Origin of the sequence: Streptococcus infantis, from assembly GCF_019929665.1 — a bacterium.
Lineage (GTDB): Bacteria > Bacillota > Bacilli > Lactobacillales > Streptococcaceae > Streptococcus > Streptococcus infantis_H.
Genome location: NZ_JAHZPZ010000001.1, coordinates 111,837 through 134,174, shown reverse-complemented (window position 1 = coordinate 134,174; position 22,338 = coordinate 111,837). Strand labels below are relative to the sequence as shown.

Sequence of the window (22,338 nt, the reverse complement as noted above, 5' to 3'; positions counted from 1 at the left end):
AATAAATTAGGAAAAGGAGGAACCAATATGAAGCATATTCTCGTTATTGAAGATGAAGCCTTGATTCGAGATGAAATTGTTATCTTGTTAGAGAAAGCTGGTTACCAAGTTGATAAGTTGATTGACTTCAAAGATACAACCCAGCAAGTGCTGCAATATGATATAGATCTAATCATACTGGATTTGAATTTACCGGGAGAAACTGGCTTTCAAATTTGTAAAAATCTCAAATCAAAACGCTCTGTTCCCATATTGGTTCTCACCTCTCGTGAACAATTAAAAGATGAAATCTACGCTCTGAAATTAGGGGCAGATGAATATCTAACAAAACCTTTCAAGAAAGAAAGATTTTTGGCTCGTATAGAAAACATCTTGAAACGCTATGAAGGTAGACAAAATTTGCTTGAAAAAGATAATTTCCTGCTGGATAGAAATACCTATACTCTTTATATCAACGGACATTCGATTTTACTCCCTAAAAACCAAGGGAAATTGTTAGAAACCTTATTAGTGGCAACTGATTCTGTCGTCACAAAAGAAGAACTAAGCATGAAACTGTGGAATACAACTGAGTTCATCGATGAAAATGCCCTACAAGTAAACATTGCAAGGCTGAAAAAGATGATGAAACAGGCTGGCATTGCCCTTAAAGTCAAGTCCGTCAGAGGTATTGGTTACAAGCTAGAAGAGGTAAGTCCAGATGAAACATAACCTAAAATATCTAGCTAGTTATCTGCCTTGGTTACTTGTTCTCTTAGCATTTGATCTATTCACAGCTGTCCTGCTTTGGCTTTCAGATGTGAGAATATTTCAAGCTCTCATCCTTCTCTATATTTTAGCCACCGTCCTGCTTTTTTTCATCCTATCATTCTTACTTATAAGAAAAGAAAGAAAAAAATCCGCTGCTTATAAATCCTTCATAGCCAACCCTAAGATCGATACTGAGCTTGAATTATTGAATTTATCAAGTGCCTCAGAGAAAGAAAGCATTGAAAAAATAGCAGATACCCTTTATCAAAAGCAGGCTCAAATAGGAAAAATCAACTCATTACTAGCCGAGTACGAGGACTATGTTGAAAAATGGGCGCATGAGATTAAACTTCCTTTATCGCTTCTTTCCCTCCTTTTAGACAATCAAAGTGACCAACTACCTGAGGATACTGCTTTTAAATTGGACTATGTGAAAAATCAAATCCAAGGAAATGTATCACAGATCCTATTCTACTACAGGGTGAAAAGTGAGAAAAATGATTTTCTATTTGAAGACCTTGACCTAGAAGAGTGTATCCAAGATCTTTTGGAGAACTTTGATCCCTTGCTCAAAGAAAAGAATTTTACGATTAAGTTAGAGAACATACAAGGAATCTGCTACACTGATCAACGCAGTTTTGGATTTATCCTGTCTCAAATACTAGCCAACGCCCTTAAATATAGCTCTGACAAACCAGAACTCAAGATTTCTATGTCAAGTGACAAGGGGCGCAAAACCCTGATTATTAGGGATAATGGGTGTGGAGTTAAAGCTTGCGACCTCCCTCATATCTTTGAAAAAGGATTTACAGGTGATTCAGGAGAGACAAGGAAAAAATCAACAGGCATGGGTCTCTATCTTGTCAAACAATTAGCAGATGCTTTAAAAATCGACATCGTAGTAAAATCCGAATGGATGCATGGATTTGAAATCTCTCTTTCTATTTCGTAATTTTTCGATTAAGAAAATTGCCTAGTCATAGAAAGCACATATTTTATACCAAAAAGGAAAGCTGTACTGACCCCCAAAAATTGAACAAATAATTATTGAAAGGATTTAGTTCTGTATTGCACAGGGCTAAGTCCTTTTAGTTTGACTTTAATTCGTTTGTTGTTTTAGTTCTGGAGAATAATAACGATTCATCCCTTTCTTGACGATATCTATGCCATAACGGTCAATTAATTTCATCATGTATTTTAGACCAGAAATATCCACACCAAATCTTTTCGAAAGCTTTTTGAAGCTTTGTCCTTGCTTTCTTAGTTCATAAATCTGAACTTTATCTTCATAATTCAATTTCATAATAAAACACCCCAAAAGTTAGATTTTTTCTGTCTAACTTTTGGGGTGCAGTTCAAATTTCTGATGGGATTTTAATATTTCATGATAATTCTTACCAGAAAAACTTTCGATAAATTCTAGCAATCGTTAAAAGGATAACGTAAAGTATACCTAAGATAGTTAAAACTATTTTTCCAGTACTCACTTCTGAACCGATGACCAATATATGAAAGAGAGGAGCGAGACCAGTACACACATATATCAAATAAACAATAACATTTATTTCACCAATCCCAGCAATAAAATCTTTCATTTTTATTTTCATTTACCTTCTCCAATAATCTACTTTTAATTTAAGTATATTATAAACTTCAGAAATTTAAAAGAATGATCTGATTAAATTTTAAGTTTTTAACATCATCTACTTATGAATTCTGACAATCCAGATGTAGAACTATCCAAAACAGTAAAACCACTTGGTTCTACTGTCTCAATTCTAAAATGTTTGGCGTTTAGCTTTGCGCTCTGCACGTCCACGGGCACGACTTTCAGCACGCTTGGTCTTCCGGCGTTTTTCATCGACCGCCCATTGAATTTTCTTCTTATAGCCTGGTTTGACTTTTTTCTTTTTCTTTTTGACCAGCCCAATCATTTCGATATCCAGTTTTTCCTGTTTTTTCTCACGATTGGCACGACGGTCACGGTCATAAGTGTCTTGGAACTCTCCATCTTTGACGACTTTCGGAGTAAACTTAATACCCAATTTTTCCAATTCGCGAATATCTGAGTCGTCACTAGGCTGGTAAAGGGTAATGGCTGTACCTGGTAGACCGTTACGTCCAGTTCGTCCAACACGGTGGACAAAGAAGGACAGGTCTTGTGGAATAGCATCGTTGATAACGTGGCTGACACCTTCGATGTCAATCCCACGCGCAGCTAGGTCAGTCGCTACGATATACTCAAAATCAAGATTTTTCACCTGATTCATGATACGTTTACGTTCACGAGGAGCAATGTCTCCATGGATCTTAGCCACCTTTAATCCTTGAGCTGTTAGGTAGCTGTGCAATTCATCCGCACGAGTTTTTGTATTGGCAAAAATCATGGCGAGATACGGCTGCATGACTTGAGTCAACTCATAAATCTGAGCGTTCTTGTCTCTACCCTTTGTCGAAATCAACCAGTTGTCAATGGTATCAGAGATAACTGTCTTGGTCTTGATTTTCTCCATGACAGGATTGGACAAGTATTTCTTCAAAAATGGTTGTAGTTTTTGTGGGATAGTCGCTGAAAAGACCATAAACTGCAAGTCTTTTGGAAGACTTCCTGCAATCTTATCAACCGTCTCCAAGAATCCCATATCCAAGGTCATGTCGGCTTCATCGACTACAAAGGTCTTAGCCTTGTGAATAGCAAGGTCACCAGACTTGACCAAGTCATAGATACGACCTGGAGTTCCGATAACGATATGGGGCTGGTTACTTGCCAGTTTGTCAATCTGACGGGCCTTGTCTGTACCACCAACATAGTTCACAACACGAATCTCAACATCTGAATGTGATGCGATCTGACGAGCAGCTTGGTAAATCTGAGTCGCTAACTCACGACTTGGAGCTGTGATAACTGCCTGCACGCTGTCACTCTCTTCATCCAACTGTTGGAAAATTGGAAGCAAGAAGGTATGAGTTTTCCCTGAACCTGTTTTTGATTCACCAACCAAGTCTCGACCTGCCAAGACAATGGGAATCAACTTTTCCTGAACCTCGGTAGGAGTCGTAAATTTCAACTCCTCCAAGGCTTCTTCTATATATTTTTTAAATTTAAATTGTGTAAATGACATAATTTCCTCGATTCTATCTATCTACTCATTATACCATAATTTAGTCCATTACAGGGGATGGATTTCCGTCAAGAATAATATCATGAACATTTTAACAACCAAGCATACATAAGAAACACTCCTAGTTACAAGGAACAAGGAGTGTTATAGGATTAATTGAGCTTCCACTCGTCTTTCAGCCAATCACAAAAATGATGATAACGTTCCTTAAGAGCTTCATGATGCCCATAAGCATCAAATGTGCAATAAGTCGAAGGGACTTTCTCTGAAATCAGATCATGTAGATTTCTGGCATAAATAGGAGCCTTAGACAGACGATTGGAATGATTGGCACCTTCTGTCTGACCATTTTGCAAATAAATCAGGCTTTGATTCTTTATCAAGTCATATTCCCTGCAAAATTCTGTAAAATCAGGATACCAGAAGGAACCACAGATAGAAAAGATACAGGTCGCAGGAAGATAACTACTATAGAGACTATAGACAGCAGCAAGACCACCCAGTGAATAGCCACCATAAGCAATTCGACTTTCATCAAGCAAATAGTCTTTTTTTAGAATTTTTAAAATTCCTTGAAAGAGCTTCTGATGGTATTGGTCTACCTTCCCACCAAAATCTGGAACCCCTTCTCTCAATGCATCAGACTGCCAGGGTGTAAAGTCATCCAGACGATTTTCTGGAATCAAGCCCACCAAAATCACGGATTGGGATAGGTCTGACAAATAGTCCAATTGTCCATCATTTAAAAGAATCATTGGGTAGGCTTGTTGAGGATCATAGCTTGAAGGAAGACTGATCCTAACTTGAATCCCTTCCCAGTTAAACTCCTTATTTCTTGATAAAGTCATTGATTTTTTCAAGGGAATCAATCACTGCAGGACCGTAATCCATCAACTCATCGTAAGAGATAGTCATGATTTTTTGATTTTTGATTGCTGGGACATTTTCCAAAACAGGATTTGCCTTCATCAAATCCACTGCTTTTTCATCCAACTTTTGATTGCGATCGCTGGTTACATAGATAATCAACTCTGGATCCATTGATACTAAGTTTTCCAAGGTCAAACCAGATGTTCCTGTTGCGACATTGGTATAACCAAGTTGGTTGAGCAAGCTTTCTTGAAGGGCTGACTTGTAAGCACCAAAAGTTTCGTCATTGTAGGCTACCATAATCAAAGCCTTTTTCTTTTCACCTTGTGTTTCTGGGTTAACTTTTTTAACCGCATCGATTTTAGCTTGCAATTGCTCTGCGTATTGATTCGCCTTGTCTTGGACATTGAAAATGGTACCAAGATTCTTCACATCTTCTACGATATTTCCCAAATCCTGTTGGATAGTTGAAAGTGAAGCTTTTTGCGTATAAACAGGGATTTTATTTTCATTCCAAGCACTGATAGTTCCCATTGACTTTTCAGAGAACATCATGTTCCGTCCCATCAAGGCATCTGGTTCATAAGAAAGAACAGTTTCTTGTGAGACTGATTTTTTATCACCAATATGAGGGATGGCTTCAATTGCTTCCTTATATTTACCAGTTACCGCATTATCAGGATTGAGCATACCGGCAATTTTATCCTTCAAACCGAGTTCAAGTAGGATTTCAGTCGTTGAAAGGTTGTTGGTGATGACCTTTTCAGGTGCCTTTTCAAAGACTTGTTCGACTTCGTTTCCTTTAGCATCATAAGTTTTGATAGTTACAGGATAGCTGGTTTCTGTATTAGCTTTTTGACTAGCTTCTGTTGTAGCTGGTGCAGATGATGTTTCTTTAGATGCGTTACCACAAGCTGCCAAAGATAAGGCAGCTACTGTTACAAGTAAAATACTAAGTGATTTTTTCATGTTAATTTCCTTTAAATCTTATAAATAGTGAATCATGGCTTGCTGATCTTCTGTCCAAGTTACCTTACTTTGAACGCCATAGACAGCCTGCAATGACTCGGGTGTGATGGTCTCTTTTGGAGAACCTTGGTAAACAATCTCCCCTTCTTTCATTAGATAGAGATAGTCTGAATAGCGACAAGCCAGCTGAATATCATGCAAGACAGCTAGCACATTGATCTGAAGATTTTTGACAATGGTCAATAAGTCTAGCTGATACTTGATATCCAAATGATTGGTCGGTTCATCTAAGAGCAAGAGGGTCGGTTCTTGGGCTAAAGCGCGTGCTAACAGAACCCGCTGCTTCTCTCCTCCTGACAAAGAAGAGTAGAGTCGATTTCTCTTTTCGAACATGTCTACTTTGACCAGCGCATCCTCAACCAAAGCAAAATCTCTGTCTTTTTCCTTTTGCAAGAAAGAGAGATGGGGAGTTCTACCCAGCATGACAATCTCCTCAACTGTACAATCAAACTGAAGTTGATTAAACTGCGTGATAACTGCCATCTGCTTTGCCGTTTCTTTGACGCTCATTTGGTCTAGAGGCTTCCCATCTAAAGAAATCAAGCCCTGATTCGGCTTTTCCTGTCGATAAAAGAGTTTCAGCAAGCTGGTCTTTCCACTTCCATTTGGTCCCAAAATAGTATGAAATTGGTTTCCCTCAAGTTTAAGTGAGACTCCTTTGAGAATCTTTTTTTCTCCGATTCCAAAGTGAATATCCTGGCACATTAAGTCCATATCAGACTCTCACCTCCCTTCGTCTACTTGCAACCATGTAGATAAAGAAAGGTGCACCTACTAGGGCTGTGAAAATTCCAATCGGTAGTTCAGCATTTTGAATCAAAACGCGAGCAAAGACATCTGCCCAGACGACAAAGAGGGCTCCTAGTAAGGTTGCTATAGGAAAAAGCCTTTTGTAATTTGTACCAACCAAACTTCGAGCCAAATGTGGTGTAATCAAACCGACAAAACCGATGATCCCACAAGTCGAAACTAGGACTGCCGTCATCACAGCTACAATCGTCACGTAGAGATACCAGTAAAAACGCAAGGGAATTCCCAAAGTCAAAGCCACCTCATCTCCCATCATCATGGCATTGAAAACACGATATTGTGTAGAGAAAAATAAAAAGGCGATTCCCACGATTATAGTTGGCAAGGTTAAGTGAGCCCATGAGGTCCCCGCTAAAGAACCCATGGTCCAAAACTTGATGGTCATAACGCTATCAGCATTGGCCCCGATAGAGATAATAAAGTTTGAAAAAGCCAAAAATAGGGCATTCACTACCGTACCCGATAAGATTAAGCTAGAAGTTGTCATTCTACCTTGCATGGATGCGATGAGAAGAACTGCAACTGTTGCTAAAATCGCTCCTAGGAAAGAACCTAGACCAATCATAACTTTAAATCCAAGAATAATACTCAAAGTTGCTCCAAAGGTTGCCCCGGCTGAAATTCCTAATACATAGGGTTCTGCTATTGGATTGTTGACCGTTGACTGCATGACACTACCACACATGGAGAGGCCAGCACCAACAATCAAAGCAAGAAAAACCCGTGGCAATCTCATATTCCAAACAATAGCAAGCGTAGACTTTGAAATGTCTCCTATCTCAAAAGGAGCCCCTAACTGACTCAAAATTATCCGATAGGTATCACTCAAGCTAATTTGAACAGACCCCATAGAAACTGCCAGAAACAGAGAAATCCCCAAAGCTCCTAACAGGATAGCTAGTAAAAAACAATATCTCAGGTTTTTATGGCTTCCAGAAAATTTGGAAAGCATGAAACCCTCCTTTAACAAAAATTAAAAATTTAGACAATTTTCATAATTAGTATACCACATTTCTAAATCAGGAACAAGACTAGAAAAATATAGTAAAAAACCTCTGAAGTCAGAGGGCTGATTTGATTTTGGGCTAAAATACATAAAAACAAAAAGACTACCCAATCGAGTAGCCTTATTTCAAGATATGCTCAATTGAACACGACCTTAGCATCATGATTCTTGCTGGATAAAACGTTTATAGACTAGGCGGCAAGCCGAAGATTGTACAAAAATGTTAGTGAAACAAAAAATCTCCCCGAAGGGAGATCATTCTGGTTTATTTTACCTTACAGTGCTAGGAACCATAACCGAAGATTATACTTGAGTATATCGAGGTAAGGTGACAAAAATAAAAAGCTACTCAACTAGAGTAGCCTTATTTTCAAGATGTGCTCAATTGAACACGGCCTAAGCACTTGGCAAAAAATAAAAGCCCTCTGAATCTAGAGAGCTTGATTCTTGCTGGATAAAACGTTTGTAGACTAGGCGGCAAGCCGAAGATTGTACTGATGGTACATCGAGGCGAAGCCAACGAAGTATAGAAACGTTTTAGACGCAAGATTAACGACGAAGTCCAAGAGAGTTGATTAACTCACGGTAACGGTTAACGTCGTTTTTACGCAAGTATGCAAGCAAGTTACGACGGCGACCGATTTTCTTCATCAATCCACGGTAAGTAGCGTGGTCTTTTTTGTGTTGTTTGATGTGTTCGTTAAGGTGGTTGATTTCCCAAGTAAGGACAGCAACTTGAACCTCTACTGAACCTGTATCACCTTCGTGACGTGCATATTGTGCAATGATTTCATTTTTTTTCTCTTTTGAGATTGCCATGATGTTTCTCCTTTTTATTTGGCTTCATCCGAGTGACAGGTTGGCATGCCTGTAACCAAGAAGAAGTTATTTGTCTTTACGACATTTCTTATTCTACCAAGAACTAAGTTCTTTGTCAACTGATTTACTATTCTTACCGCAAAAGTGCTATAATAGTTATAGGAAGGATATCTAAGTTGACATCTTGAAAAGAGAGGTGATTATCATGCGTAAATTCTCGCAATATCTCCCCTACTACCTGGTCATATTTTTCTTTTATTGGCCACTTTATGAGCTGTTATTATGGACTATTTCTGTCAACTCTACCTTAAAGGAGCTCACCATCGGCAACGTTATTATCTTCTCTCCACTGGTGACTTTCATAGTATCACTATGCTACTCTTATCGTTTCAAGTTCTCAGTTTGGTGGTTAATTGGAGTTGGCTTGCTCTTTTGCTTTACCATCATTACTTTCGGAGAATTTATCCTTCTCTACTTCCTAGCCTATGAAATCTTTGCCCTCGCGGGTATGGCTGTCGGTGCCGCTATTAAGAATCTAGTGCAAAAACTGAAAAGGAAAAAACTTTCACAAAATCCTTGAAAAATCTCACAATCATGCTATAATAATGCATAGAGACAAGTCACTTAGACCCTTTCTACCAGAGAGTGCGTGGTTGCTGAGAACGCATAGGAAGCCTAAACTGATACTACTCTACTGACTTTTATGCAAACATAAAACGGTGGCTACGTTAAAGCCAATCAGAGGTGTCCCTCTTTTTTGAGGAACATAAATGAAGGTGGAACCACGTTGCGACGTCCTTTTTAGGATGTCGCTTTTTGTTTGGAGAACTATCATTACTGGCTTAGGATAGAATATAAACAAAAATTGAATATGGAGGTTGATATGAAGAAAGTATTGCCCTGGGTGATTACCTGTATCTACCTAATAGTCTATGTATGGCTAATGAAAACTCTTAGTCTATGGGGCTTGGAGTACATTGTTGTCTTTTCATTTTTTGCATTTGTTCCTCTTATACCATTTCTTGCTCCTTTTCTCGGCATCTTAATGTTTTTTAAGAAAAAGAGACTCGTTATAGCAGGATATCTTCTAAGTCTTACTGCTGGGATTTATCTGTTCAATGCACTAAGAAGCTATCCGATAAGGATATACATGAGTGGTGAAATGACTGATGAGCAATATTTGTCTTTAATCCTTTCCTTGGTAAGTTATTTACTTATTTCTACAGTTTGTTTTATTTGTAGAATGAAAATGTTAAAGCATCATTCAGTTAGATAAGCAAATATTATTGTTCTTTATAACTAACCCATCTCTATTTCTTCAAACCTCTATTTTAAAATACGATAAATTTTTAAGGAGAAAACCATGATTAAGATTACTTTCCCTGATGGCGCTGTTCGTGAATTCGAATCTGGCGTTACTACTTTTGAAATTGCCCAATCTATCAGCAATTCCCTAGCTAAAAAAGCTCTTGCTGGTAAGTTTAACGGCAAATTGATTGACACCACTCGTGCTATTACTGAAGACGGAAGCATCGAAATCGTGACACCCGATCACGAAGATGCTCTTCCAATCTTGCGTCACTCAGCTGCTCACTTGTTCGCTCAAGCTGCTCGTCGCCTTTTCCCAGACATTCATTTGGGTGTCGGTCCAGCTATCGAAGATGGTTTCTACTACGATACAGATAACCAAGCTGGTCAAATCTCTAACGAAGACCTTCCTCGTATCGAAGAAGAAATGCAAAAAATCGTTAAAGAAAACTTCCCATCTATCCGTGAAGAAGTGACTAAAGACGAGGCGCGTGAAATCTTCAAGAACGACCCATATAAATTGGAATTGATTGAAGAACACTCTGAAGATGAAGGTGGTTTGACCATCTACCGTCAAGGTGAATATGTAGACCTTTGCCGTGGGCCACACGTCCCATCAACAGGCCGTATCCAAATCTTCCACCTTCTCAATGTAGCAGGTGCTTACTGGCGTGGAAATAGCGACAACGCTATGATGCAACGGATCTACGGTACAGCTTGGTTCGACAAGAAAGACTTGAAGAACTACCTTCAAATGCGTGAAGAAGCTAAGGAACGTGACCACCGTAAACTTGGTAAAGAGCTTGATCTCTTCATGATTTCTCAAGAAGTTGGTCAAGGTCTTCCATTCTGGTTGCCAAATGGTGCCACTATCCGTCGTGAATTGGAACGCTATATCGTCGACAAAGAGTTGGCTTCTGGCTACCAACACGTATACACTCCACCACTTGCTTCTGTAGAGCTTTACAAGACTTCTGGTCACTGGGATCATTACCAAGAAGATATGTTCCCAACTATGGACATGGGTGACGGTGAAGAATTCGTTCTTCGTCCAATGAACTGCCCACACCACATCCAAGTCTTTAAACACCATGTACACTCATACCGTGAGTTGCCAATCCGTATCGCTGAAATCGGGATGATGCACCGCTATGAGAAATCAGGTGCTTTGACTGGTCTTCAGCGTGTGCGTGAAATGTCTCTTAACGACGGTCACCTCTTTGTGACTCCAGAACAAATCCAAGAAGAATTCCAACGTGCCCTTCAGTTGATTATTGATGTATATGGGGACTTCAACCTAAACGAATACCGCTTCCGCCTCTCTCTTCGTGACCCTCAAGATACTCACAAATACTTTGATAACGATGAGATGTGGGAAAATGCTCAAACTATGCTTCGTGCAGCCCTTGACGAGATGGGCGTGGATTACTTTGAGGCTGAAGGGGAAGCTGCCTTCTACGGACCAAAATTGGACATCCAGGTGAAGACAGCCCTTGGTAAAGAAGAAACCCTTTCTACCATCCAGCTTGACTTCTTGCTTCCAGAACGCTTCGACCTTAAATACATCGGAGCTGATGGTGAAGAACATCGCCCAGTTATGATTCACCGTGGTGTTATCTCAACCATGGAACGCTTTACAGCTATCTTGATTGAAAACTACAAAGGTGCTTTCCCAACTTGGCTTGCACCTCACCAAGTGACTCTTATCCCAGTTTCGAACGAAAAACACGTGAATTACGCTTGGGAAGTAGCTAAGAAACTCCGTGATTGTGGCGTCCGTGCTGATGTGGATGAACGTAATGAAAAAATGCAATTCAAGATTCGCGCTTCTCAAACTCAAAAGATTCCTTACCAATTAATCGTTGGTGATAAGGAAATGGAAGAGCAAGCCGTAAACGTTCGTCGCTATGGCCAAAAAGAAACACAAACTGTCCCAGTTGATGAGTTTGTAGCAGCTATCCTAGCTGATATCGCCAACAAATCTCGTGTTGAGAAATAAAATGATAAAACCTGGGATAAAAATTTCAGCTACCTAAAAAAGAGGTTGGGACAAAAGATCCCGACCTCACTTTTTATTAGCAATCAAACTTTGACGCGGTAGCTGATTGAACTTTTTGTTCGTCTTTTAGACTCCAAAAAGCTCCTAATCATCCTCGCGGGGCTGGGACTACGAAATCGAGACTTTGTCTATCGATTTCTGTCCCACCGCCTTTTTATATTTTGTTTCACCTGAGCTAGTAGTGATTGGTCAAACCACCACAAATGATATTCTCATCAACAATCCTTTCTATCCATTAACTTTTGGATATAGGATATCCTCCCAAGATTTGCTTCCATGAGTTAGATAAGTTGACTATCCTCAGTCCTTGTCTGCTTCATTTTCTTTTGCGCGATCGTTTTGTAAATCTTTTTCAGAGAGTTTTTGTTCGATATACTTGTCAATGTTTTCGTAAAATTCCTTGGTCGCCTCACTATCTAATTTTGCCGAATTGTTGAATTGCTTGACTTTCAATTGAACAGATTGAATACCGTAAGAGGCTTGTTTTTGGCGAATGGTTTCTAATTCTTCTTCTGAAATCGGACCTCCAACAACCGTCAAGACTAATTCATTGCTACTTGACTTGTAGACTTGATTAATGACCGTATGATTGGCGAACTCATTTTCTACAAACTGTTTGATCCCTTCTTTTCGCGCTTGATCCATCGTCAGAGTGACTGCTGAATAGCTGGCTGGAAGGACCAATAATACAATCAAGGATATCAACCCAATTTTCATTTTAATGTTTAGCTCATTAAATGAACTTAAGGGAGATTTTCTCATAAAAATTCTTGTTCCAACAATGTTGATTAGCATGATAAAGACACAGTTGATCAAGAAAAGATAAAGAGCCCCAAATAAAAATCGTACATTTCCATTAGCTAAACCATATCCTGCAGTGCAGATAGGTGGCATCAGAGCTGTTGCAATGGCTACTCCTGGTACGATATTGTTTGCTTCTTTTTTCCTTGAACCAATGAAACCTGCTATCCCACCCGCGATAGCAATGAGAACATCCCAAATGGTTGGAGAGGTTCGTGCAATCAACTCGCTACTTGCATAAGATAAGGGAGAAATCCAGAAATACAGAGTCGATACAAGCAAACTGACCAATACTTGAGTAAATAAAACCTCTAGAGATTGCTTGATTAAACGCGTATCAAAAATAGCTAAACCAAACCCCAGTCCAACAATCGGTGTCATAAGAGGGGAAATCAGCATGGCTCCAATAACGACAGCTGTTGAATTCATATTTAGACCTATAGAAGCAATAAAAATCGAACACATCAAAATCAGTGTATCTCTTAATCGAACATGAAGGTCATCATATAGTTTCTCGCGGAATTCACGTGTTGAATAGTTTCCGGACATTGGTTACTCCTTTTATTTCATATAATCTTGGTTCTGCATGGATGATGGTAAAGAGACTTCTGTCTAAACTGACATATTTTTAATTCTTAGCTATGATTCTTTTGAACATTATCTTTTAAATATCCATCAGTCCATCCTACATATTATATCAAAAATTTTACAGTCTTTCTCTGAAGAAATCAATTAATTTAAAAGATAGAGAAAGGAAGAAATTTTTGTATCCTTATCCGAAGAAGAAAAACGATATCTCCTCTGAAAGTAGATACCGTTTTAATGTTTAAAAGATGATGAGTTTGTAGCAGCAATCCTAGCTGATATCGCCAACAAATCACGTGTTGAGAAATAAGAGATAAAACCTGGTACAAAATCCTAGCTACTAAAAAAGAGGCCGGGACAAAAGTCCTAGCCTCTCAATTGTCTTTGGATTGTCGAGCAAGACGCAGTGGTTGAGTGGGTTCTACTACGCTGATTTCATCAGCTTTTACAGCCCTACTCAACTGTGCGGAGGTGGGACGACGAAATCGAATTCTACCGAATTAACGATTTCTGTCCCACTCTCTTTTTTGATGTTTCTGTTTTTACATTTGAACAATTCTACGATAGCTTCTTGAAGTAATCATAAAGATAAGTACGTAGATGAGGGCAAAGATACCACAAATAGAAAGTGTTACACTTAACATCATAGCTGTATCTACTACCCCAATGACCTTAAGAATCAAACTTAACATATGATAGGCAAAAGCCAAGTGTAGGAAAGCAAAGATTACAGGGAGGAAGAAAACAGTCAAGACCTGCTTGTTAATGGTTTGTTTGATTTGTTTTTGATCCAAGCCCACTTTTTGTAGGATGACAAAGCGTTCACGATCCTCATAACCTTCTGAGATTTGTTTATAGTAGATAACGAGTACAGTTCCAATCATAAAGATGATAGAGAGGAAAATACCAATAAAGAGAACTCCTCCAAAGAGAGCATTCATTTGGGCAATTGCGTCACTTGCAGTGCCTCCACCATAAACCATGCCGTCTTCATTTTTGAGATTATGACTAAAATTATTTACAAACTCCTCAAAATCATCAGATAGCTTTAACTGTTCCTCTAGACTAGCTGTTACATCCATACCACCGTAGAGCTGTGTGTATACAGCTGAATCCTGGTACTGTTCCAAAAAACTTTGAATATCAGCTACTACAAGATAGTTATAATCCGATACCAATAGTACATAGGGATTAGAAACATGATTGGCAATAAAATCCTGCTGGATTGCTTCCTTGATTGTATAGTTCTGATTGTTCAGACTAAATGCTTTCTGATTTTTAAGTTGGTCATTTCGAGCCCAAAGTCCTACTTCGTTACCAGTAAGGTTCAGCTTTTGTCCAGTCATTTTTTCATAATCTTTTTGATCAAAAACCAGGAAGACTGTCTTAGGCATGACATTGTTTTGCCCTTTTTCAAAGATGGTTAATTTGGTCCCCTCTTGACTCGAAAGACCGAAACTTGCATAATTGAGGACGTCCTTATTGCTGATGGTTAGGTTCTTTTCGCTAGCGTATTGAGTCAAAAGCTTGTCTAAATCCTCAACTTCTACATGTTGTCCCTTAACATCAAAATCGTGAGGATACATGAGTTTTTTCATATTCTCAGATCCGTTGTAGATACTAGTAGCTGCAGACATAGTAACCAAAACCATGGTTGAAAGGATGGCAATGGTTGCTAATCCGACAGCATTTTTCTTCATACGAAAGATAAGGTTAGAAACAGAAATGAGATTATTAGGTTGGTAGTAATATCTCTTGTTTTTCTTGAGCAACTGTAAGAAAACTGTAATACCAGCATTGAATAAGAGATAGGTCCCTACAATAACTAACATAACCGCAATAAAGAAAGTAGCGACAGCTTTGAAAGCATCTGTTACGCTTAGTGCTAGGTAGTAGCCACCACCTTGAGTAATTAGCCCTACAAGCGTCTGAAGAACTAGGAAACGCCCCTTCTTCTCACCCTTCGCTTTTTCTCTAGAAAGCTGAAGAGCATCCATACGGATAATGCGTACAGCGTTCAGGAAAACGATGACTAAAAAGATAAAACCGAATACCAGAAGGATTGAAAGCACTACAGACCATTGGAAAGTTGCAACTAACTCTACCTTCATCTTTGCAAGTTTAAGTAGCAAAGCGAAAATCAGATTATCAAAGAGGGCACCAATTCCAATCCCGGCAGTGACTGTTACTAGCCCAAATATCAAGAGTTCCTTAAAGGTCATACCAATCAAATGGCGCTTTTCTAAGCCCAACATGCCATATACACCCAGTTCTTTGGAGCGATTTTTCATGACAAAACTGTTGGCATAAAGCACGATAATGGCAGATGCAAGTGTCACAACGACAAGCCCTAGTTGTAGGGTAAATTGTATAGCAGATGCACCACGTAAATCCACAATTTTAGGATTAAAGGCTAGGGAGTAAAAGAGATAGCTGATAGTGACTGCCAAAATGACAGACAAAGCAAAAGGATAATAGAGTTTGCGGTTTTTAATTAAGTTGGAGATGGCCAACTTATTGGTTAATCGAAACATACTAGTTCACCTCACTTGCCATAACAGTCAAGGTGTCAGAGATTTCTTGGAACATCTGACGATCCGTCTTTTCACCACGATAGATTTGATTATAGAGAATACCGTCCTTGATGAAAAGAACACGTTTTGCACGGCTGGCCGCAGCTGTTGAGTGGGTCACCATGAGAATGGTTTGCCCTTGCTCGTTGATCTGATCAAAGATATCAAGGAGGGCTGCAGATGATTTAGAGTCTAGGGCACCAGTTGGCTCATCAGCAAGGAGAATTTCTGGTTCTGTGATGATAGCCCGTGCTACTGCTACCCGTTGCTTTTGTCCACCAGAGATTTCATAAGGGTACTTCTCCTGCAATTGATTGATGCCAAGATTTTCAGCTGTTACCACCAATTTTTTCATCATTTCTGTAATAGGCTTTCTAGACAATACCAATGGGAGTAAGATATTGTCTTTAACAGAAAGCGTATCTAACAAATTGAAGTCTTGGAAGACAAAGCCTAACTTTTCACGACGGAAGCTTGATGCTTCAGAATTTTTAATGGTAGCTGTGTCTGTTCCGTTTAGGAAGACCTGACCACGAGTTGGTTTGTCAAGCATAGCGAGAATATTGAGTAAAGTAGATTTCCCAGAACCAGACTCACCCATGATGGCAACATAGTCGCCTTTTTCTACAGTAAAATGAATATCTTTCAGGGCTTCTACTTGGTTGCCTTGGAAACGTGTTTTATAAATCTTTTGAACGTGTTTTACATCTAATAGTGTCATGATAATCTCCTTTTTAATATCCCATTAATTGAAACTGAGCCTGCATCATTTGAATGCCGATTTGAACTCGCTCGATATCCTTTGGACTTAGTTTACTTGTATCTTTCTTTTGTAAAATTGTTTTCATGGTTCCTCTCCTTTTTCTTTATGCTCTAAGTTTACTCCAAAAAAAGATGGCTTGCCATAACATAATCTTACAAAAGAGGCCAGTAATCTTACATTTTTGTAAGATTACAATTTTTTATCTGATTGAAACCTACTTTCTTACCATAACAAGGTCTAAATAAGAGCCTGAAAGGTTTCTTCCAAGCTCTTCACAATTCTTTTCATTCAATCAGTAAATTCACTTCAGAGAACTTAATCCTCACAGTTGTTCCTTGCCCAAGTTCGGATTCTATTTGAATCTGATGTCCTAATTCTTGGCTGATTTTCTGGGTTAGATATAGCCCAAGTCCAGATGACTGCTGAGTCATTCGACCATTATAGCCTGAAAATCCACGTTCAAATACTCGCAACCGATCACTGTTTTTAATACCAATCCCAGTATCTTTGATACAAAGGTCTGAACCATCCATGTAGATTTCAACCCCACCTTCATTTGTGTACTTGAGGCTATTTGACAGGATTTGTTCAATGACTACCAACAGCCATTTCTTGTCTGTAACAATGCTTCTATCCAAGTCATGCAGATTGATACTAAGACCTTTCTGGATAAAGAAAATGGCATATTTGCGAATGACTTCCTTGACCAGATCTTCTATATTCTCTTTCTTCAAAACCAAATCATCATGAAAGCTTTCTAAGCGTAGATATTGGAGTACGAGATTGGTATAAGAATCAATCTTAAAAATTTCCTGCTCCAACTGTTGCTTCAGTTGGCGATCTGCCACCTCACTCACTAGGAGTTTACTGGCTGCAATTGGTGTTTTTATCTGATGAACCCAGAGTGTATAGTAGTCCACCAAATCATTAAAGCGATTTTCAGCATCTGATTTCTTTTGATAGAGTTCAGATTCGCTTTTCTCTAATTTTTCAGTTAGAAGGACTTCCATTGGTGACTTAGCTTTTCTTTCGCCATAGAGCAATTCCTTACGATAACGTTGCAATTCTATCAAGAAATCAAATACCAAAAACAAAAATGTCAAAAATGTAGATAGAAAGAAGAAATAGTTAAAGTATGGCCCTTGCTTATCAAACAAGATTTCAAAGAGAAAAAGCAAACCTGTTAGCGATAGAATAAAAGCAAAAAAACGGCTACGCGAACGGATATAAGCTAGAAAAAAACTTTTAAGTTCAAGCATGTTTCAATCCGTACCCTATTCCTTTCTTGGTTTCGATAAAACCAATCAAACCTTCTTCCTCCAGTTTCTTGCGCAAACGAGCGACATTAACAGATAAGGTATTGTCATCGATAAAAAAGTCACTGTTCCAGAGTTCCCGCATCAAATCATCACGCGCTACGATATTTCCTGCATGTTCAAATAAAACTCGCAAAATCTGAAATTCATTCTTGGTTAGGCTGATAGCTTTGCCATTGACATGCACATCCATAGACTTGGTATTGAGGATAACTCCTGCATACTCTAGGAGACTCTCATCTCGTCCAAATTCATAAGAGCGGCGCAATAATCCTTGTACCTTAGCTAAAAGGACCTGCTGGTCAAAAGGCTTGGTTACAAAATCGTCAGCTCCCATATTAATAGCCATCACGATGTCCATAGCCTGGTCTCTTGAAGACAGAAACATAATAGGAACTTTGGAAATCTTGCGAATTTCCTGACACCAATGATAACCATTAAAGAGAGGCAAGCCGATATCCATGAGAACCAGATGAGGCTCAGACTGAACAAATAGCGTCAGAACTTCCATAAAGTCTTCTACCATGACTACTTCAAAACCCCATTCGGAGAGCATTTTCCCAACTTGCTGACGGATTACTGGATCATCTTCTACTAGTAAAATCTTATGCATCTGCTCCTCCTTTTTTAATATTATAGCAAAATTCTCCTGACTACTAGCAAAATTGATGTAAATCTGATATGATAAAAGTTAAGAAAGGAATTCTCATGGCCAATATTTTTGACTATCTAACTGATGTTCAATACGATTCTTTTTATGATATCCCATTAAATGAACTGGATGTACTTGCTCTGACTGAGCTGACTTATCTGTCTTTTGATAACTTACTAGACGAATCAGATAATCGCTTACTAGATGTCGCAACACGTGTTCCTCGTGACATTAACGTGTTGACTAATAAAGAACGTCTGCAACTCTTAGATCAACTCTCCACACACAAGCGTTTTAAAAATAGCAAGCTCTCTAACTTTGTCAACGATATTGATGAAGAACTCCAAAAGCAATTCGCTGCTATGACCTATCGTCTGAACCTAGATACCTATCTGATTGTCTTTCGTGGCACAGACGACAGTATTATTGGTTGGAAAGAAGATTTCCATATGACCTATATGAAGGAAATTCCAGCTCAAAAACATGCTCTCCAGTATTTACAGGACTTTTTTGCTCAACATCCTAACCAAAAGGTGGTCCTAGCAGGACACTCAAAAGGGGGCAATTTAGCTGTCTATGCTGCCAGTCAACTCGACCCACTTTTACAAAAAAACATTGTCGCCGTCTATACTTTTGATGCGCCTGGACTTCACAAGGAACTGACCGAAACAGCTGGCTATCAAAACATGATGGAAAGAACAAAAGTATTTGTCCCACAAGGTTCTATCATCGGGATGATGCTGGAAATCCCTGATAAGAAAATCGTCGTTCGAAGCACTGCTTTAGGCGGTCTTGCCCAGCATGACACCTTTAGTTGGCAGGTTGAAGACAAACACTTTGTCCAACTAGAGGAAATTAGTAGCGAAAGTCTCCAAATCAAAGACACTCTTAAAGAATGGGTGGACAGTGTGCCCGATGAAGAACTAGAGCTCTACTTTGATCTCTTTTTCGGAACCATCCTAGAATCTGGAATCACTTCCATCAATGATTTATCTTCTAGAAATGCTATCGACCATGTTCGACAACTTGTTTCTCAAGCCCAGACACTAGAGCCCGAGCAAGTTGAAATCTTAAAAAATCTGACACAACTCCTACTGGATGCACGTTTCCAAGCCTGGAAAAATCATTTTTAAAAAGTTAAAAGTCCCTTCCTTTATGGAGGGACTTTCTTGTTGATTCCTTATTTTATTCTTCTGTGTTATACTAGAAACTGTAAATCTATGAAAGAGGAAATCCTATGAAAATCCATAAAACTGTGAATCCTGTCGCCTATGAAAATACTTATTATCTTGAAGGGGAGCAACACCTGATTATAGTTGACCCTGGTAGCCATTGGGAGGCCATTCGCAAGACTATCGAAACCATCAATAAACCGGTCTGTGCGATTCTCCTGACCCACACCCACTACGATCATATTATGAGTCTGGACTTGGTCAGAGATACTTTTGGAAATCCTCCAGTGTATGTGGCAGAAAGTGAAGCATCTTGGCTCTATACTCCTGTTGATAATCTTTCTGGTCTTCCTCGACACGACGATATGGCAGATGTCGTATGTAAACCAGCTGAACATACCTTTGTCTTTCATGAGGAATATCAGATTGAGGACTTCCGCTTCACAGTCTTACCAACTCCAGGCCACTCTATCGGAGGAGTTTCATTTGTTTTTCCAGATGGGCACTTAGTATTAACGGGTGATGCACTCTTCCGAGAAACTATTGGACGAACAGACCTACCTACAGGTAGCATGGAACAACTCCTTCATAGTATCCAAACCCAGCTCTTCACCCTCCCTAACTACGACGTCTATCCAGGACATGGTACAGCTACGACCATTGCTCACGAAAAAACCTTTAATCCATTTTTCTAGCAAACTAAAAACCAAGGATCAAACATCCTTGGTTTTTTGATTACCAAATAATCACACGGTCTTCTGGTGAACGCCACATTCCGTCGCCTTCTTTGACATCATAAGTTGTAAAGAAATCATCAAAGTTTGGCACTTGGACATTGACACGGAGTTTAGCTGGCGCGTGCACATCGACACTGGCCATGAGTTTCATCAACTCTGGGCGGCCTTTCATACGCCAGATACGAGCAAAGTTATGGAAGAACTCTTCAGCTGAGAAATCTGGCTCTCTCTTAGCTGCTTCAAGGGCAGCAGCGATTCCTCCAAGGTCGGCAACGTTTTCGGATACAGTTAATTTACCATTAATTTTTGCACCGTAAGATTCTTGGCCATCAAACTGGTCGATAACCTTCTGTGTTTTTTCTTTAAAGGCTGCGTAGTCGCTCTCTGTCCACCAATCCTTGAGACTTCCATTTTCATCAAAGGAAGCTCCATTAGTATCAAAAGCGTGAGAAATTTCATGGGCAATAACCGCACCAATACCACCATAGTTGGCAGAAGATGACTGATGCAAGTCATAGAATGGAGCCTGTAAGATAGCAGCTGGGAAGACAATCAAGTTCTTTTGTGGATTGTAGTAGGCATTGACCATATGAGCAGGCATTCCCCACTCCTTGTAATCAACCGGCTGATTCCACTTGCTCCAACTGTGCTTAATTTCCACACGCGCAAAGGCTAGGGCATTCTCAAAGAGGCTAGCAGATTCATCTACAACCTTGTCCTTATAGCGAGCTGGCAGTTCTTCTGGATAACCGATATAAGGCTTGATGACATTGAGTTTGACGATGGCTTTTTCTCGAGTTTCAGGAGTCAGCCAGTCATTTTTAGCCAAACGTTCCTTATAAACGTCAATCATGGTCGCCACTTTTTTCTCTACGTCTGCCTTGGCTTCTGGAGAGAATTTTTCGTGGGCATACCAAAGGCCGAGAGCTTGTTTAAATGGTCCTTGAGCTAAATGGTAAGCAGCCTTGCGCTTGTCTTGAGCCTCTGGAACTCCTGAAAGAGCACGGCCATAAGCACCTGACAAGATACGAATCTCATCTGTCAAATAGCTCGTTGAAAGGTTGACCACACTCAAGATCAAGCTTGCCTTGAGCAAAGGCCAAGCTTCTTCACTATAGAATTGCTCTGCCGCTTGCCAGAAACGTTCCTCATCTACGATAACCTTATCTGGAGTTTGACCAATCACTGCTTGGAAGAAGTCATCTAGAGGTAAGGCAGGCGCAAACTTTTTGAAATCTTCATAAGCATATGGATGATAGAGTTTGGCATATTCTGAACTTTCTTCGTTAGAAAGCACCACAGCTGCGATGCGACTGTCCAATTCCAATCGTTTCTCTAGCAAGTCTTCGATTTCTTCATCTGAGAAGTTATAGGCTTTGAGGAGATTAGAAGTACTTTCTTTCCAAAGGTTCAATAATTCCTCACGCTGAGGATGGTCTTCCGCATAGTAGGTTGTATCAGGCAAAATAGTTCCTGGAGCACTAGCCCAGAGAACATTGGTTCTAGCATCCATAAAGTCTGGTGATACTCCAAATGGAAGGAAGTTTGGTTTGCCAGCTAATTCAAATGCTGCTAGTTTACTTGCGAAGTCCGCGAAGCTCTCCAAATCTTGGTATTCCTTAAGCATAAGAAGGACTGGCTTGATGCCATCAGCTTCTCGCTTGTCGAAATCTCTGACCATACGATGGTATTTGACAAAGTTTGCTAGGATGGGATCTTCAGGAACATCTTCTCCAGCCAACCACTTGTCAGTTGTTGTTAGCATCAAGTCTTCGATTTCTTCATCAAGGTCGATAAAACCACCTGTTCGCGATTTGTCAGCTGGAATGACCGCAGTCTTTTCCCACTCACCATTTATAGCATCATAAAAATCATCTTGATATCGTGTCATCTTGTTCTCGCTTTCATTTTTCACTTATTCTTAGCTTAGCAAAAATCCCTGGGGAATGCAATTAAAAATGCCGTC

The 22,338-nt window shown here is 39.5% G+C and carries 20 protein-coding genes and 2 pseudogenes; 7 read left to right on the top strand and 15 right to left on the bottom strand.

Annotated features, from left to right (window positions below):
* Positions 1-27 precede the first annotated feature (27 nt).
* Positions 28-711 carry a response regulator transcription factor gene (locus tag K1I61_RS00645; RefSeq protein ID WP_223332670.1) on the top strand — a complete coding sequence of 228 codons (684 nt, stop codon included), beginning with the start codon at positions 28-30 and terminating at the stop codon, positions 709-711.
* On the top strand, positions 701-1,702 hold the full coding sequence (locus K1I61_RS00640) for a sensor histidine kinase (protein WP_223332668.1): 1,002 nt from the start codon (positions 701-703) through the stop codon (positions 1,700-1,702). The genes K1I61_RS00645 and K1I61_RS00640 overlap by 11 nt, the downstream gene beginning before the upstream one ends.
* A gap of 92 nt (positions 1,703-1,794) precedes the next feature.
* Here K1I61_RS00640 and K1I61_RS09030 read toward each other — a convergent pair.
* The 9 genes and pseudogenes from K1I61_RS09030 to rpsO all read right to left on the bottom strand — a co-directional run.
* Positions 1,795-1,866: pseudogene (locus K1I61_RS09030) on the bottom strand (IS3 family transposase); the annotation flags it as partial.
* Positions 1,859-2,053, bottom strand: a pseudogene (locus K1I61_RS00635) (IS3 family transposase); the annotation flags it as partial. The pseudogenes K1I61_RS00635 and K1I61_RS09030, both read right to left, overlap by 8 nt.
* A 91-nt stretch (positions 2,054-2,144) precedes the next feature.
* The gene (locus K1I61_RS00630; protein ID WP_223333177.1) at positions 2,145-2,345 is read right to left on the bottom strand and encodes a hypothetical protein; all 201 of its coding nucleotides are present in this window, start codon (positions 2,343-2,345) and stop codon (positions 2,145-2,147) included.
* A 183-nt stretch (positions 2,346-2,528) separates the two neighbouring features.
* Complete coding sequence (locus tag K1I61_RS00625) at positions 2,529-3,872, bottom strand: DEAD/DEAH box helicase (protein WP_223332666.1); 1,344 nt, start codon at positions 3,870-3,872, stop codon at positions 2,529-2,531.
* A gap of 152 nt (positions 3,873-4,024) precedes the next feature.
* On the bottom strand, positions 4,025-4,720 hold the full coding sequence (locus K1I61_RS00620) for an alpha/beta hydrolase-fold protein (protein WP_223332665.1): 696 nt from the start codon (positions 4,718-4,720) through the stop codon (positions 4,025-4,027).
* Entirely contained in the window at positions 4,701-5,711 is a 1,011-nt protein-coding gene (locus tag K1I61_RS00615) for an ABC transporter substrate-binding protein (RefSeq protein WP_223332663.1), read from the bottom strand. The genes K1I61_RS00620 and K1I61_RS00615 overlap by 20 nt, the downstream gene beginning before the upstream one ends.
* A gap of 18 nt (positions 5,712-5,729) precedes the next feature.
* Entirely contained in the window at positions 5,730-6,485 is a 756-nt protein-coding gene (locus tag K1I61_RS00610; RefSeq protein ID WP_223332658.1) for an ABC transporter ATP-binding protein, read from the bottom strand.
* Position 6,486: 1 nt separating this feature from the next.
* Positions 6,487-7,533 carry a FecCD family ABC transporter permease gene (locus K1I61_RS00605; protein ID WP_223332657.1) on the bottom strand — a complete coding sequence of 349 codons (1,047 nt, stop codon included), beginning with the start codon at positions 7,531-7,533 and terminating at the stop codon, positions 6,487-6,489.
* A gap of 603 nt (positions 7,534-8,136) precedes the next feature.
* Positions 8,137-8,406, bottom strand: a complete 270-nt coding sequence (rpsO, locus tag K1I61_RS00600) for a 30S ribosomal protein S15 (protein ID WP_001018251.1) — start codon at positions 8,404-8,406, stop codon at positions 8,137-8,139.
* A 205-nt stretch (positions 8,407-8,611) separates the two neighbouring features.
* Between rpsO and K1I61_RS00595 the strand changes: the two genes are divergently transcribed.
* The 3 genes from K1I61_RS00595 (at position 8,612) to thrS (ending at position 11,713) form a co-directional block, all read left to right on the top strand.
* Positions 8,612-8,986, top strand: a complete 375-nt coding sequence (locus tag K1I61_RS00595) for a hypothetical protein (RefSeq protein WP_223332656.1) — start codon at positions 8,612-8,614, stop codon at positions 8,984-8,986.
* Between the two features lie 291 nt (positions 8,987-9,277).
* Positions 9,278-9,682, top strand: coding sequence for a hypothetical protein (locus K1I61_RS00590; RefSeq protein WP_223332655.1), 405 nt, complete (start codon positions 9,278-9,280; stop codon positions 9,680-9,682).
* Positions 9,683-9,769: 87 nt separating this feature from the next.
* Positions 9,770-11,713 (top strand): threonine--tRNA ligase, encoded by a 1,944-nt coding sequence (thrS, locus tag K1I61_RS00585; RefSeq protein ID WP_223332654.1) that lies wholly within the window; start codon positions 9,770-9,772, stop codon positions 11,711-11,713.
* A 360-nt stretch (positions 11,714-12,073) separates the two neighbouring features.
* On the opposite strand, the gene K1I61_RS00580 is transcribed toward thrS, so the two are convergent.
* The 5 genes from K1I61_RS00580 to K1I61_RS00560 all read right to left on the bottom strand — a co-directional run bounded on the left by K1I61_RS00580 (position 12,074) and on the right by K1I61_RS00560 (position 18,424).
* Positions 12,074-13,123 (bottom strand): DUF389 domain-containing protein, encoded by a 1,050-nt coding sequence (locus K1I61_RS00580; protein ID WP_223332653.1) that lies wholly within the window; start codon positions 13,121-13,123, stop codon positions 12,074-12,076.
* A 578-nt stretch (positions 13,124-13,701) separates the two neighbouring features.
* Positions 13,702-15,693 (bottom strand): ABC transporter permease, encoded by a 1,992-nt coding sequence (locus tag K1I61_RS00575; RefSeq protein WP_223332651.1) that lies wholly within the window; start codon positions 15,691-15,693, stop codon positions 13,702-13,704.
* A gap of 1 nt (position 15,694) precedes the next feature.
* Positions 15,695-16,453, bottom strand: coding sequence for an ABC transporter ATP-binding protein (locus K1I61_RS00570; RefSeq protein ID WP_006152604.1), 759 nt, complete (start codon positions 16,451-16,453; stop codon positions 15,695-15,697).
* A 326-nt stretch (positions 16,454-16,779) separates the two neighbouring features.
* Positions 16,780-17,754 (bottom strand): sensor histidine kinase, encoded by a 975-nt coding sequence (locus K1I61_RS00565; protein WP_223335795.1) that lies wholly within the window; start codon positions 17,752-17,754, stop codon positions 16,780-16,782.
* A complete protein-coding gene (locus K1I61_RS00560) occupies positions 17,747-18,424 on the bottom strand; it encodes a response regulator transcription factor (protein ID WP_000548968.1) in 678 nt (225 codons plus the stop codon). The genes K1I61_RS00565 and K1I61_RS00560 overlap by 8 nt, the downstream gene beginning before the upstream one ends.
* A 95-nt stretch (positions 18,425-18,519) precedes the next feature.
* Between K1I61_RS00560 and K1I61_RS00555 the strand changes: the two genes are divergently transcribed.
* Both K1I61_RS00555 and K1I61_RS00550 read left to right on the top strand, forming a co-directional pair.
* Complete coding sequence (locus tag K1I61_RS00555) at positions 18,520-19,596, top strand: DUF2974 domain-containing protein (RefSeq protein WP_223333176.1); 1,077 nt, start codon at positions 18,520-18,522, stop codon at positions 19,594-19,596.
* Positions 19,597-19,700: 104 nt separating this feature from the next.
* Complete coding sequence (locus K1I61_RS00550) at positions 19,701-20,330, top strand: MBL fold metallo-hydrolase (protein WP_223332647.1); 630 nt, start codon at positions 19,701-19,703, stop codon at positions 20,328-20,330.
* Positions 20,331-20,370: 40 nt separating this feature from the next.
* On the opposite strand, the gene K1I61_RS00545 is transcribed toward K1I61_RS00550, so the two are convergent.
* The gene (locus K1I61_RS00545; protein ID WP_223332645.1) at positions 20,371-22,263 is read right to left on the bottom strand and encodes a M13 family metallopeptidase; all 1,893 of its coding nucleotides are present in this window, start codon (positions 22,261-22,263) and stop codon (positions 20,371-20,373) included.
* Positions 22,264-22,338 lie beyond the last annotated feature (75 nt).

Excerpts from the sequence above, each read along its gene's own strand:
- K1I61_RS00645 (WP_223332670.1), top strand. The coding sequence starts at position 28 with ATGAAGCATATTCTCGTTATTGAAGATGAAGCCTTGATTCGAGATGAA.
- K1I61_RS00640 (WP_223332668.1), top strand. The coding sequence starts at position 701 with ATGAAACATAACCTAAAATATCTAGCTAGTTATCTGCCTTGGTTACTT.
- K1I61_RS00630 (WP_223333177.1), bottom strand. The coding sequence starts at position 2,345 with ATGAAAGATTTTATTGCTGGGATTGGTGAAATAAATGTTATTGTTTAT.
- K1I61_RS00625 (WP_223332666.1), bottom strand. The coding sequence starts at position 3,872 with ATGTCATTTACACAATTTAAATTTAAAAAATATATAGAAGAAGCCTTG.
- K1I61_RS00620 (WP_223332665.1), bottom strand. The coding sequence starts at position 4,720 with ATGACTTTATCAAGAAATAAGGAGTTTAACTGGGAAGGGATTCAAGTT.
- K1I61_RS00615 (WP_223332663.1), bottom strand. The coding sequence starts at position 5,711 with ATGAAAAAATCACTTAGTATTTTACTTGTAACAGTAGCTGCCTTATCT.
- K1I61_RS00610 (WP_223332658.1), bottom strand. The coding sequence starts at position 6,485 with ATGGACTTAATGTGCCAGGATATTCACTTTGGAATCGGAGAAAAAAAG.
- K1I61_RS00605 (WP_223332657.1), bottom strand. The coding sequence starts at position 7,533 with ATGCTTTCCAAATTTTCTGGAAGCCATAAAAACCTGAGATATTGTTTT.
- rpsO (WP_001018251.1), bottom strand. The coding sequence starts at position 8,406 with ATGGCAATCTCAAAAGAGAAAAAAAATGAAATCATTGCACAATATGCA.
- K1I61_RS00595 (WP_223332656.1), top strand. The coding sequence starts at position 8,612 with ATGCGTAAATTCTCGCAATATCTCCCCTACTACCTGGTCATATTTTTC.
- K1I61_RS00590 (WP_223332655.1), top strand. The coding sequence starts at position 9,278 with ATGGAGGTTGATATGAAGAAAGTATTGCCCTGGGTGATTACCTGTATC.
- thrS (WP_223332654.1), top strand. The coding sequence starts at position 9,770 with ATGATTAAGATTACTTTCCCTGATGGCGCTGTTCGTGAATTCGAATCT.
- K1I61_RS00580 (WP_223332653.1), bottom strand. The coding sequence starts at position 13,123 with ATGTCCGGAAACTATTCAACACGTGAATTCCGCGAGAAACTATATGAT.
- K1I61_RS00575 (WP_223332651.1), bottom strand. The coding sequence starts at position 15,693 with ATGTTTCGATTAACCAATAAGTTGGCCATCTCCAACTTAATTAAAAAC.
- K1I61_RS00570 (WP_006152604.1), bottom strand. The coding sequence starts at position 16,453 with ATGACACTATTAGATGTAAAACACGTTCAAAAGATTTATAAAACACGT.
- K1I61_RS00565 (WP_223335795.1), bottom strand. The coding sequence starts at position 17,754 with ATGCTTGAACTTAAAAGTTTTTTTCTAGCTTATATCCGTTCGCGTAGC.
- K1I61_RS00560 (WP_000548968.1), bottom strand. The coding sequence starts at position 18,424 with ATGCATAAGATTTTACTAGTAGAAGATGATCCAGTAATCCGTCAGCAA.
- K1I61_RS00555 (WP_223333176.1), top strand. The coding sequence starts at position 18,520 with ATGGCCAATATTTTTGACTATCTAACTGATGTTCAATACGATTCTTTT.
- K1I61_RS00550 (WP_223332647.1), top strand. The coding sequence starts at position 19,701 with ATGAAAATCCATAAAACTGTGAATCCTGTCGCCTATGAAAATACTTAT.
- K1I61_RS00545 (WP_223332645.1), bottom strand. The coding sequence starts at position 22,263 with ATGACACGATATCAAGATGATTTTTATGATGCTATAAATGGTGAGTGG.